Here is a 12,451-nt window from a genome sequence, read left to right on the forward strand (position 1 = left end):
TTAACTTACGATCATATCGTCGCGATGCACGGCCACCGGGCCATATTCATAGCCCAGGATCTCGCTGATTTGCTGCGAGTGGTGCCCGGCAATCATGCGCATGGCATCGCTGTTATAGCGGCTGACGCCATGAGCCAAATCGCGCCCTGCCAGATTGCGGATGCGGATCACCTCACCGCGTGAGAAATCGCCTTTGACATCGCGGACCCCCTTCGGCAACAGCGAGCTGCCACGGGCCATCATGGCTTCTACCGCGCCATCGTCAATGGTGATCTCACCCGCAGGCGGCGCACCAAAGATCCAGCGTTTACGGTTCTCCAACGGGGTTTCCAGCGCATGGAAGCGAGTGCCCACCGGGTTGCCTTCAATCACGTCGGCTACCACGCCCGGCTTGCTACCCGCAGCGATGATCACATCAATACCTGCGCGGCAGGCCACGTCGGCCGCCTGTAGCTTGGTGCCCATCCCACCGGTACCCAAACCGGAAACGCTGTCGCCCGCAATGGCACGCAGCGCATCGTCGACGCCATGCACTTCGCGGATCAATTCGGCTTCCGGGTTATTGCGCGGGTCGGCGGTATATAAGCCCTGCTGATCGGTCAGCAGCAGCAGCTTATCGGCCCCGGCCAGAATGGCGGCCAGTGCCGACAGGTTATCGTTGTCACCGACTTTGATTTCTGCCGTGGCAACAGCGTCGTTCTCATTAATTACCGGAACAATACGGTTATCCAGCAGCGCGGTCATGGTGTCACGCGCGTTAAGGAAGCGCTCTCGGTCTTCCAGATCGGCACGCGTCAGCAGCATCTGCCCGATATGAATGCCATATATCGAGAACAGCTGTTCCCACAGCTGGATCAACCGGCTCTGCCCCACCGCCGCCAGCAACTGCTTGGAAGCGATAGTTGCGGGCAGTTCAGGGTAGCCCAGGTGTTCACGCCCGGCAGCAATCGCCCCGGAGGTCACAATAACGATGCGGTGGCCCGCAGCATGTTGCTGGGCGCATTGGCGCACCAGTTCGACAATATGGGCACGGTTCAGACGCAGCGAACCGCCGGTCAACACGCTGGTGCCCAATTTCACAACCAATGTCTGGCTGCCGTTCATAATATTTCTGCCGTTGGAGTTAAAAGGAATGCATGACGTTGTAACAGGAGAGACGCGTTATGCCAACAGGCACAACGCGATTTCGGCGTAAATATGCGGGGGAAATGATCTAGGCGGAGAGTTTTATCGGTTGCTCAATGAAATCATCGGCGGGTTCCAGCGTCAGCTCCATGGTGGTCAGCAGTTCGCCCAGGCGGCGATGGAAGACGCGCAGCGTGGTTTCCAGCTTCTCTTTCACTTCAGCATCTTTAATCTTTTCCTCGTTCCAATGTCCTTCCTTGTCAAACAGACCAAAGTGGTAGCTGTAGGTGAAACGGGATTTATCGGCCTGCAGTTCAATCCACCAGCCCCAGAACTCGCGTTTTTCCGGCGCTGGCTTAACGTTGACGCAGACTGCCAGGCAGTCAAAGAAAAAGCGGTCATTCTCACATTGCCCTTCGCGCAGGTAAGGTCCCAGGCTGGCAAAACGTTTCATTAGTCGGCTTTTAGGGTGGCCACTCGGTAGCGTCATTTCTCAACCTCCACAATGTAGTCCCCCCTTTTTAACAAACTGTTAAAAATTAGCAACCAGTTAGCGCATTTTATCTCTTAGCCAATCACAAATTTGCAGTAAGGATTGATGGAAGCTCTGATAAACCGGCGTGCGTGGGATGGCTATCAGCTTGCCGTTGAGTGAAGAAGACGCAATCAGCTGCGACTCTTCTTTTGGGCTGAGCGGATCGCCATCCCAATAGGCAGCCAGCATCGGCGTTGGGCAACGGCGGCCCAATAGCCCCTGGGTTTTCAGTGAATAGCGGTTCAACTCGGTTTTCAGCACGCTGTCCGACGCGTTGGACATCCCCATACGGCTGGCCAGCACGTCCATATACATATCCGGCACGTGGTCCTGACATTTCACCTCACACAGCAGGCTATGTACCACTGGCCCAACGCAGGCCACCGCGCGTAAACGCTGCGATTCCAGATAGGCCAGACGCACCGCCACATTGGCACCAAAGCGGAAGCCGAAGGCGCTGACGCGCGTATGGTCAACCCAAGGCACGGAAGGCAGTTGCGCCAACACCTGCTGATGCAGGAAGCTGGAGTCTTGCGTCAGCTTCCACTTATAAGATGAACCGATAGACGGCATATCGATGGTCAACATCGCAATGCCGTGCGGAGCCAGATAATCACGGAACAGGCGGTGATAGTCGGTCTGTAAAGTGTCCAGACTGCCACACATCAGCACCGTCGGGAACGGTGCCTGGCCGTTATCTGGCATATGCAGGAAGCCGGTGATGGAACTGCCGCCCTCAATGGCAAACTCCAGCTCTTTAAGCTGATACGGCAGTAGCAATGCGGCCTCTTCGTAGGCGCGATTGGACAGTACCTCGGCCTGCTCTGCCAGCTCATCCCCTTTCAGATGCGGATAACCGGCAATGCTGTAGAGATTGGCGGCATTCAGCCAATACTGCCCGCCGACCAGCGGATCTTTCTGCTCCAATGCCCGCTGCTGCCATTGCATCCCCTGGCGCACCCACTCGTAGATCCAGTTGCCGTTACGGTAACCGACCACGGTATCCAGCAGGTGATCGTCGCTATGTTCCGCGTTGGAAGCCGCAATGCGCGCCAGCACTTCGCTGATCTCCAGCGGATCGGTGCCGCGCCAGGTCCACAGCAGATGATTGAGCATGCGATACCAGTTGCCGTCGGTGTCCCCTTCCAACGCGGAGTGCAGATCGGCACCGACCGCATGATGGGCGCGCGTGACTAGCGTCGAGGTCTCGACATGTTTAAATGAGGGTTTGAACAGTACTTCAGAAAGGTTGGCCTGTGCCATGGTAACAACAGCCTCCAGAGACTTACATCAAGGCTTGAATAGCCGGGATATCTAGGGCCATTGTACCTAACTCTGGGGATAGAAGGCGGGGAATTTACCGAATTTGACGAAACCGCTGCATAAACAACAACGCCCGGTGATGCCGGGCGTTTGAGGCTGGTGCTTAGCGGCCGCCGATCGGTGGCACGAAGGTCACGGCCATATCCCAAGGCTGTTCGATCCAGGTGTCCTGCGGGATATCAACCACGTAATCGTCAACCAGCGGGCGGCCAGCAGGCTTGGCGAAAATGGTCACGAAATGGGCTTTCGGGTACATGTCACGGATCGCTTTCGCGGTGCCGCCGGTATCCACTAAATCGTCAACCACGATAAAGCCTTCGCCATCTCCCTCGGCGCGCTTGAGCACCTTCATTTCGCGCTGGTTGTCATGGTCATAGCTGGAGATGCAGACGGTATCCACATAACGGATGCTCAGCTCACGTGCCAGCAGCGAAGCAGGCACCAGGCCGCCACGGCTTACGGCAATAATGCCTTTCCATTGATCGGCAGGCAGCAGGCGGTGAGCCAGTTTGCGCGCTTGCATTTGCAACATATCCCAGGTAACAACGTATTTTTCGCTCATAGAATGGTGTCCCAGCCAGCAATAGATGTGGCTTACTCAGTAGTTCAGGGGGAAAAAAGGTTGCGCGAGATTATAGAGACTGCGCGCGATGAATACCAGTTGAACCGAGGGAATGATGCGTTTTTCCTCTGATTTTCTATGTGGTGACTGAGATCGCGATTATCCGCAAGCGCCCGTAAGACGGGGAACCCAAGCCGATATACTGCGTCATACGAGACGCGCACCGGCCGGAATAAAATGATATTCTCTGGCTTACGTGCCTGAAGCACAGATAGCTACTCACCCTAACCGCACAGCATTCACTCCCTGCTGAAAATGCTGTCACAGGAGACTTATAGTGTCTGAATTGTCTCAACTTTCGCCACAGCCGCTGTGGGATATTTTCGCCAAGATCTGCTCGATCCCGCATCCTTCTTACCATGAAGAAGCGCTGGCGCAGCACATCCTCGACTGGGCGAAAGAAAAGAACCTGCATGCCGAGCGCGACCAGGTCGGCAATATTTTGCTGCGTAAGCCTGCCACCAAGGGCATGGAAAACCGTAAGCCGGTAGCGCTGCAAGCGCATCTGGATATGGTTCCGCAAAAAAACAACGATACGGTGCACGACTTCACCAAAGATCCGATCCAGCCTTATATCGACGGCGAGTGGATCAAGGCACGCGGTACCACGTTGGGTGCCGATAACGGTATCGGTATGGCGTCTGCGCTGGCGGTGCTGGCCGATGACAGCGTAGAGCACGGCCCGCTGGAAGTGCTGCTGACCATGACGGAAGAAGCCGGTATGGACGGTGCCTTCGGCCTACAGCCAAACTGGCTGCAAGCCGACATCCTGATCAACACCGACTCCGAAGAGGAAGGCGAAATCTACATGGGCTGCGCCGGGGGGATTGATTTCATCACCACCCTGCCGCTGCAACGTGAAGCTCTGCCAGCCGGTTATCAAACGCTGAAGCTGACCCTGAAAGGGTTGAAAGGCGGCCACTCTGGTGCCGATATCCATCATGGCCTGGGCAATGCCAACAAACTGCTGGCACGTTTCCTGTTCGCCCACACGCCAGAGCTGAACCTGCGCCTGCTGGAGCTGAACGGCGGTACGCTGCGTAATGCCATTCCGCGTGAAGCCTCTGCTGTAGTTGCTGTACCTGCTGCGCAGGTTGATGCGCTGAAAGCCCTGAGCCAGCAATTCCTGGCTACGCTGCAAAACGAGCTGTCTGCCAAAGAGAAGAACATTACCGTTCTGCTTGAGCCAGCCACCAGCGCTTTGCAGGCGCTCACCGCAGACTGCCAGAGCCGCTTTGTTGCGCTGCTCAACGGCACGCCAAACGGTGTGATCCGCATGAGCGACGAAGTGAAAGGCGTGGTAGAGACTTCGCTTAACGTTGGCGTGGTCACCACCAGCGAGCATGAAGCCGAGATCATCTGCCTTATCCGCTCCCTGATCGACAGCGGTAAAGACTATGTGGTGGAAATGCTGACCGCAGTAGGCCAACTGGCCAACGCCAAAGTGGCACCGAAAGGTGGCTACCCGGGCTGGCAGCCAGATGCTCACTCACCGGTGATGCAACTGGTACGTGAAACTTACCAGAAGCTGTTCAACAAGACGCCGAACATCATGGTGATCCACGCCGGGTTGGAGTGCGGTTTGTTCAAGAAACCTTACCCAAATATGGATATGGTGTCGATTGGGCCGACCATCACCGGACCACACTCGCCGGATGAACAGGTGCATATCGCCAGCGTGGGCCAATACTGGACGCTGTTGACCGCACTGCTGAAAGCTATCCCTGAGCGTGGATAATATTGACGGGCGCAGCATGATACTGCGCCCCTACAAGTAGCTTACTTTGTAGCGGCAGGCGTTGCGATATCGGTGTCTGTCGCCTGTTTAGTTGTTAAAATGACGCCAACTTCACTCAAACTTCACAAAGAACTGATAGCTTAATTGGATAACATTATGAAGTGGTATTTTTACGTTTGATTATTAAGGGGTGATTATGAAGTGGATAAAAATTTCCGTCATACTTTACATCTTATCAAACATCCCTTCGGCAGTTGCAGTAGATGGGATCCAAATTTGTAATTATGATAAATCAGATGAATTAATTAGTGTAATCCATGAGGATTTTTATAATCTTAGAATGCCTCGATGGAAACAGGATGCTGAAGTTTTAGGAACCGAAAAACCACAATTAATTTTTGATAAAAAAAATATTTCCGGCTCTGACGTGATCCTTGTGCCATTTATTGCTAAAGGCATAAAGTATAAAAAGGAATATTTTGCGCTCTATCGATGCCGTGATGGAAGCATAGAATATTCATCCGGAGATTTCACCCCTTTAAAATAAAGGGGGGGGAACAGATGTTACTATCTCTTACCATTATATTTTGCAGGAAGTTCACCAGGGATCCTAATTATATATGGTTTCCCGTTGATAGCCCGTAAAATCGTTGTTGCACTTTCACCTAATGAGCCTCGATGCGAACTAGGGTTTGCATCAAAGGTGTCATTATAAGCTCTGACAACCCCATTGTAATTCCAGGTGCCATTTTTCTGAATGGATAGAGTACCCTCGGTCTTCAACGTAATATTGCCAAGGTAGGCTGCTGGAATAATGCCATCCTTGGAGGTATCCCTCGTGAAGTTGGATGAGATTTTAAACACCCCGACTTGTCCACTGTTGATAACGCTCATTACTGGTGGGATATCGGTAACTTTCAGCTTAAGACCAATGTTTTCAATCTTAATCATTCTCTCCTCTCCATTGCCAAGAACATAATAAGCAAGGGCGGCAATAGGGGAAACGACTCCTCCTGTAAATTCCTTTACAGCGTCACGTTTATAATCAAATTGGCCAGGTGCTTGGCCAAATGGGAAGGGATAATGTGTTGAATCATAATAATTCCGCCATATACCATTGCTTAACTTTCCTGTCCACACCACTTGTTTTTCGGCATAAGCAGCATAGTTAAGAAGGGATCCAATTTTATTTGCGTCTTTATTAGCCAATGCGTTAATTAGGCTGATAAAAGCGGTATTAGTCCATTGCTCACTTTGAAAATATGGCTTCACCGCCATAGTTACCATTTGCTCATTTGATGGAATATTTGGTGAAGTTACGACTACGCCTAAACCAGCCATATTACCAGATGTTAAAGGTCTAGCTGTTACAACCATTAAATCAGACATATTTATACTCTCCGTATACGACCATCGAAAATTAATTTATCTTTCAAACCAACATTACATATAGCGATAGCTGTATGCATGAACAGTAGTTTAGTTTTATGAGCGTAACGTGTCGATGGGGGGAGTGTTGTGTGGCTCCTGATACAAAAATTTGCTCGTAATGGGACGAAAACTGTCGGGATAGGGATTTTGCTTTACAAGCGTTGGCCCCCTCAGACCACCTTATCACCGATCCTTGGACAAATAATTGCGCTGATTGCGAACCTGAGAGATTTCGATTGCAAGCCGTTACGTATATCGACCTTAATTATTGGATGTATGAGTAATGGGAAAATCAATAATTCATATTTCATAATTATGAGGTATGAATTGTGGTTTCTATAGGTTTTGGTACCTATGTTGGGTTAAAAGACCCCATCGATAACAACAACTAAACCATGACAATGCCAACCTATCCTTCGTAGCAGTTCTTTGAATGGCAACACGGAGAGTTTCTTTGCCACCGATTCGATTTCACGATCGGCGATCATGAGTTCTTGGTCATTTTCTCTCCCATAGTAGATTCAACTATGAAGGACATGGTAGCTTGGCGGATCCAAAAGCTTCGTTGCGCCGACTGTATCGCCGTTTGCTGCCATCCTCCTTCACCGAGGCCTCCGGACATTTGATCTACCCACCCCAACATTGTCGAGTCGGTACCAACACTGGAGCACAGCTGGTGGAGGTGGAACATAACGTCCTCGATGCCATTGATGTCGGCCGGGATAAATTGTGTGTCCATTGTGACACCTCCCTTGCCGTCACCCATGATCGATATTAAGTGGTTGAACACAATGGGCATGACGTTACTGTTACTTGAGTTCCGCGAGTTCTCTTCTGAGCTGCGCTTCAGCGATTGCCCTACGTTTCGTGTGTATGCCGCGGCGTTAATGGGGTCGAGAATGCGTCACTGTTGGCCAGATTACCGTTGATTTCATTCATCTGCGACTGTATCAACGCAGCACTCACTGGCGGCAGCAAGAAAGCAAACAGGATAATCAGCCAGGTTTTATACCTTGCCGTCTGCCCATGGCTTTCAATGATGGTACGTAGATTGTCGTTAAGCGTGGAAAAAATCACCGGCGTGAGAAGAGCGGTAACAAAAGCCGACCATCCCGCCCCTCTGGGCGTCAACAGCGTCGCCGATTGGGTGTAATTTCTGATCTCTCCGTGGATTTTTACCAACCAGTAGATATTGTAAAACGGGACCAAAAACAGCAGAAAAGTCACGGCAGGATCGCGGTATTTAACCGGCTGGGGTAGTGCTTGCCGCACTGGAGGCTCGCAATGAAATAAACCGGCCTTAAGCGGCAGCAGCAACAATGTCCCGATAATGACCGGCACCGATAGCAGGGTAAAGAAATACCCAGGGCTGGAGAATAGCCGCTCCATATCCAGCAGCCATCCGGATACCGCCATCATGGCGGAACCAAACACGGTTTTTAGTATCACCATCAGGCCAAATGACAGCACAAAGGCCTCTACGCTACCCACGGCACCTGCGATAAAGGCTGGCACGATCAGCATAATAGCCCCAAGCCCCATCCCTATCAGGACCTCTCCCGCCATAATCAAAAACGGATTGCTGGTATGAAAGCAGAACAAAAACAGGCCTGAAAAATACAGCCCGCTGAAGAGATACAGTAAAAAATAGCTTTTCATCCGGCTGGCCATCCAGGCCAACAATGCACCAAACAACATGCCGACCTGCTGTAAACCAACGGCGATCCCAATCATCGAGATCGGTAAATCTGCCGCTTGCCTGATATAGAGCGCCGAATAGGCGTTAAAAAGATATTGGCTAGCAACCACCGCGGTAAAATAAAAAACCAGCCCCCAAAAGCGATAGCTGCTTTGCAAATCGGCCCATGTCCATCTTTTGACCGGTTTTTGCAAAATCACGTCCATATTTAACACTTCCCATTGAATATCTTAATCCCAAAAAACAGGCAACGATTGTACCTACGGTGGTGCATTTAAACACACTCGTTTTTCACTTCACCACGTCAGTACCAACTGCCGCTCCAACTGGGGATCGAGCAGCGTTACATGCAGGCCAACCAGCCTGACGCCACGCCCTTCCCGCCGTTCCTGCCAGGCCTGACGGGCAACGTTGAGCAAATCTTCAATATTGAGCACCGGCCAAACGTGCTCCTGAGTGGTTTGCTGGAAATCCTGGAATTTGAGCTTCACCCCTTGCCGGGCAATGTGCAGATCCGGTTTAACCTTGCGCAAGCGCATTTCCAGTTCTGGGTAGAGTTTTTCGACGATCAGCGTTTCACAATCTTGCCAATCATGGATATCTTCGACCAGCGTCCGCTCAACGCCGACCGACTTACGTAAACGATCTGGGGACACCTCGCGCTCATCGATACCCTGGCAGCGTTCCCACAGCACCCGGCCAAATTTACCGAAACGCTTTAACAGGGCGGCCAGATTATAGTTCTGCACATCGGCACAGGTGATGAGCCCCACCTCTTCCAGCCGTTTGGCGGTGACCTTGCCGACGCCAGGAATTTTACTCAATGGCAGCTGCTGCAAGAAGGCTGGCACCTGCGCCGGTGTGATCACGTATTGACCATTGGGTTTGTTTAACTCGGAGGCAATCTTGGCCAGGAATTTGATGGGGGCGATGCCCGCAGACGCGGTCAGGTTCAACTCATCCGCAATCTCCTGGCGGATCTGTTGAGCGATCAGCGTGGCGGAGCCGTTGCACTGGGTGCTGTTGGTCACGTCCAGATAGGCTTCATCCAGCGAGAGCGGTTCTACCAACGAGGTATAACGGGCAAAAATTTCACGGATATGCTGCGAGGCTTCTTTATAGGCCGCCATGCGCCCCGGTAACAGCTTCAAATGAGGGCAAAGCTTGAGCGCAGTGGCGGTTGCCATAGCGCTGTGTACGCCATAGCGGCGCGCCGGATAGTTGGCGGTGCTGATCACACCACGCCGATCGGCACTGGCACCGATCGCCAACGGGATATCTCGCAGGCTGGGATCGTCGCGCATTTCTACCGCGGCGAAGAAGCAGTCCATATCGACATGAATGATTTTACGCATCGCGCCTCCAATAACACTGTATAAGTATACAGCCAATTATTAAAAGCTCAATATGGTGTTTGGACGGGCGCAGCATGCAGCTGCCCCTACGTAGGCAATTATGAGTGGCTAGAGAATACGATGCTTTTCCAGCATTTCGCGGCGTAGCGCTTCCTTGGCCATACGCTTTTTACGCGCATCGCAGGGTTCCGGGCAGTCACAGACTTTTTCCATCCCCAGCGCGGTAATACCGCCACAGCTGCCCTGCAAGGTTTTGCGCTTGAACACATAGCCCAGCGACATCCCGCCAACCACCAGCAGAAACAGCACAAAGGATGCAGCGAACATCGTCAACATAGCGGCCTCACAACGCTTTTTTCAGATAGGGTTTGAACGCGTCGGAATAACGTTCTTCAAACCCTTTGGTGGTTTTCACGATCATAAACACCGGGATCCCCAGCAGGTTGGCCAACGCCATACCGCGCTCCGGCCCCATCACGTTCAACCCGGTAGATAGCCCATCGGCAGTCATACACAGCGGGCTGATCACCGTGATCGACACCAGATGGTGGCGGATCGGTTTGCCCGTGAGCGGATCGATAGTATGAGAATAGCGCACTCCGTCCTGTTCGAAGTAATTACGGTAGTCTCCAGAGGTGGCCATCGCCATCTCGCCCGGTTCGATGACCAGTTGCGCCTGCTTCTCCACCCCGGTGGTTGGCCGTTCGATGGCAATGCGCCATGGCTTCTGCTCGCCGTTATGGCCACGGGTGCGAACTTCCCCGCCGATATCGACCATGTAGTTTTTGACGTGTTGCGACTGTAGGTAATGAGCGATGACATCAACGCCGTAACCTTTGGCAATGGCGGAGAGATCGACATACAGTTCAGGAATACGCTTCACCAACGCATTTCCCTCAACCGCCAGCTTGTCGATCCCCGTCCAGTTGCGGCGCTGCTCCAGCTCGGCGGCGTTCGGTACTTTGTCCGGCCGCCCTTCCGGGCCAAAACCCCACAGGTTCACCAGCGGCCCAACCGTCACATCCAGTGCGCCGTCGGTAACGCGGTTAATGCGCAGTGCCTCCAGCACCACTTCCGTGGTGGCAGCAGAAACCGGGAAAGGTTTATCCACTTCCCGGCTGGCGTTAAAGCGGCTCAGTTCGGAATCGGGTTGGTAGGTCGACATCTGATCGTTGACCTGCACCAGTTGCTTGTCGATCTCCTGTTGCAGCGTTGCCGCAGAAGGCGTCCCCTCCCCAGGGAGATAACCGATCGAATAGGAGGTCCCCATGGTCTTGCCACGCAGGTTTTCCTGCTGCGGTTTACAACCGGTCAGCAACACTGCGGCGGCCAGCGCCGCCGCCATCATCCATACCTTCATTCCATTGCCGCCTGCTGCTCGCATTTAACCGCCAAAGTCATCGAGCATGATGTTTTCATCTTCCACGCCCAGATCCTTCAGCATCTTGATCACCGCCGCATTCATCATCGGCGGCCCACACATATAGAATTCACAATCTTCCGGCGCTGGATGGTTGCGCAGATAATTTTCCAGCAGGACATTATGAATAAAGCCGGTGTAGCCCGTCCAGTTATCTTCTGGCTGCGGATCGGAAAGCGCCACGTGCCAGGTGAAGTTTTCATTCTCTTCTTGCAGATGGTTGAAATCGTCCTCGTAGAACATTTCGCGTAACGAGCGTGCACCGTACCAGAAGGTGATTTTGCGCTTCGACTTCAGGCGCTTCAACTGATCGAAGATGTGTGAACGCATCGGTGCCATCCCGGCCCCACCGCCGATGAAGATCATTTCGGCGTCGGTGTCTTTGGCAAAGAATTCGCCAAACGGCCCGGAGATCGTCACCTTATCCCCGGCTTTCAGCGACCAGATGTAGGAAGACATAATGCCCGGCGGCACGTCCGGATTGCTCGGCGGTGGCGTAGCGATACGCACGTTGAGCATGATGATGCCTTTCTCATCGGGATAGTTGGCCATCGAATAGGCGCGCACCGTCGGCTCTTTCACTACCGACCGGTAACGGAACAGGTTGAATTTATCCCAGTCGCCACGGTATTCATGCGGCACGTCGAAATCGGCATAGCTCACTTCGTGCGCGGGCGCTTCGATCTGGATAAAGCCCCCGGCGCGGAACGGCACGTCCTCACCGTCTGGAATACGCAGCTTCAGCTCTTTGATAAAGGTTGCTTTGTTATCATTGGAGATAACCTCGCAGTCCCATTTCTTCACGCCGAAGATCTCTTCCGGCAGCTCGATTTTCAGGTTTTGCTTCACGTTGACCTGGCAGGCCAGGCGGCAGCCCTCTTTGGCTTCACGCTTGCTGATATGGGAAAGCTCGGTCGGCAGAATATCACCGCCGCCCTCTTTGATCACCACCCGGCACTGGCCGCAAGAGCCGCCGCCGCCACAGGCCGAGGAGACGAAGATCCCCTGGCTGGAGAGCATATTGAGCAGCTTATCCCCCGCCGGAGCGGTAAAGCTTTTGTCTTGATCGCCGTTAACCTCAACGGCGATGTCACCGGTGTTCACCAGCTTGGATTTGGCAAACAGGATCAGTAACGCCAGCACCATCACGATGCAGGTAAACATGACCACGCCTAAAATAATTTCCATAAATGCTTCCTGCCT

Annotated in this window: 12 protein-coding genes; 2 read left to right on the forward strand and 10 right to left on the reverse strand. The window is 52.8% G+C overall.

Annotated elements, in window-relative coordinates; all coding sequences use genetic code 11:
- The 4 genes from proB to gpt form a co-directional block, all read right to left on the reverse strand.
- The gene (gene proB / locus ACRDCA_RS15620; protein ID WP_438690354.1) at positions 1-1,104 is read right to left on the reverse strand and encodes a glutamate 5-kinase; all 1,104 of its coding nucleotides are present in this window, start codon (positions 1,102-1,104) and stop codon (positions 1-3) included.
- A gap of 109 nt (positions 1,105-1,213) precedes the next feature.
- Positions 1,214-1,615: a sigma factor-binding protein Crl gene (gene crl / locus ACRDCA_RS15625; protein WP_438690355.1), complete on the reverse strand. Its 402-nt coding sequence runs from the start codon at positions 1,613-1,615 to the stop codon at positions 1,214-1,216.
- A gap of 60 nt (positions 1,616-1,675) precedes the next feature.
- Positions 1,676-2,923, reverse strand: a complete 1,248-nt coding sequence (gene frsA / locus ACRDCA_RS15630; protein ID WP_438690356.1) for an esterase FrsA — start codon at positions 2,921-2,923, stop codon at positions 1,676-1,678.
- A 163-nt stretch (positions 2,924-3,086) separates the two neighbouring features.
- Complete coding sequence (gpt, locus tag ACRDCA_RS15635) at positions 3,087-3,545, reverse strand: xanthine phosphoribosyltransferase (protein ID WP_021805588.1); 459 nt, start codon at positions 3,543-3,545, stop codon at positions 3,087-3,089.
- Between the two features lie 337 nt (positions 3,546-3,882).
- Between gpt and pepD the strand changes: the two genes are divergently transcribed.
- Positions 3,883-5,343: a beta-Ala-His dipeptidase gene (pepD, locus tag ACRDCA_RS15640; RefSeq protein ID WP_438690357.1), complete on the forward strand. Its 1,461-nt coding sequence runs from the start codon at positions 3,883-3,885 to the stop codon at positions 5,341-5,343.
- Between the two features lie 196 nt (positions 5,344-5,539).
- Positions 5,540-5,890 (forward strand): YebF family protein, encoded by a 351-nt coding sequence (locus tag ACRDCA_RS15645; protein WP_438690358.1) that lies wholly within the window; start codon positions 5,540-5,542, stop codon positions 5,888-5,890.
- Positions 5,891-5,910: 20 nt separating this feature from the next.
- Here ACRDCA_RS15645 and ACRDCA_RS15650 read toward each other — a convergent pair whose 3' ends face one another.
- The 6 genes from ACRDCA_RS15650 to nqrF form a co-directional block, all read right to left on the reverse strand.
- Positions 5,911-6,732 carry a lipid II-degrading bacteriocin gene (locus tag ACRDCA_RS15650; protein ID WP_438690359.1) on the reverse strand — a complete coding sequence of 274 codons (822 nt, stop codon included), beginning with the start codon at positions 6,730-6,732 and terminating at the stop codon, positions 5,911-5,913.
- A 900-nt stretch (positions 6,733-7,632) separates the two neighbouring features.
- Positions 7,633-8,679 carry a hypothetical protein gene (locus ACRDCA_RS15655; RefSeq protein WP_438690360.1) on the reverse strand — a complete coding sequence of 349 codons (1,047 nt, stop codon included), beginning with the start codon at positions 8,677-8,679 and terminating at the stop codon, positions 7,633-7,635.
- 90 nt (positions 8,680-8,769) lie between these two features.
- The gene (dinB, locus tag ACRDCA_RS15660) at positions 8,770-9,828 is read right to left on the reverse strand and encodes a DNA polymerase IV (RefSeq protein WP_438690361.1); all 1,059 of its coding nucleotides are present in this window, start codon (positions 9,826-9,828) and stop codon (positions 8,770-8,772) included.
- A 108-nt stretch (positions 9,829-9,936) separates the two neighbouring features.
- Positions 9,937-10,164, reverse strand: coding sequence for a (Na+)-NQR maturation NqrM (nqrM, locus tag ACRDCA_RS15665; RefSeq protein ID WP_024483649.1), 228 nt, complete (start codon positions 10,162-10,164; stop codon positions 9,937-9,939).
- Between the two features lie 7 nt (positions 10,165-10,171).
- The gene (locus ACRDCA_RS15670) at positions 10,172-11,188 is read right to left on the reverse strand and encodes an FAD:protein FMN transferase (protein WP_438690362.1); all 1,017 of its coding nucleotides are present in this window, start codon (positions 11,186-11,188) and stop codon (positions 10,172-10,174) included.
- 24 nt (positions 11,189-11,212) lie between these two features.
- Positions 11,213-12,436: an NADH:ubiquinone reductase (Na(+)-transporting) subunit F gene (gene nqrF, locus ACRDCA_RS15675; RefSeq protein WP_438690363.1), complete on the reverse strand. Its 1,224-nt coding sequence runs from the start codon at positions 12,434-12,436 to the stop codon at positions 11,213-11,215.
- Between the last annotated feature and the right edge of the window lie 15 nt (positions 12,437-12,451).

Origin of the sequence: Serratia sp. (in: enterobacteria) (assembly GCF_051654945.1) — a bacterium.
Lineage (GTDB): Bacteria > Pseudomonadota > Gammaproteobacteria > Enterobacterales > Enterobacteriaceae > Chania.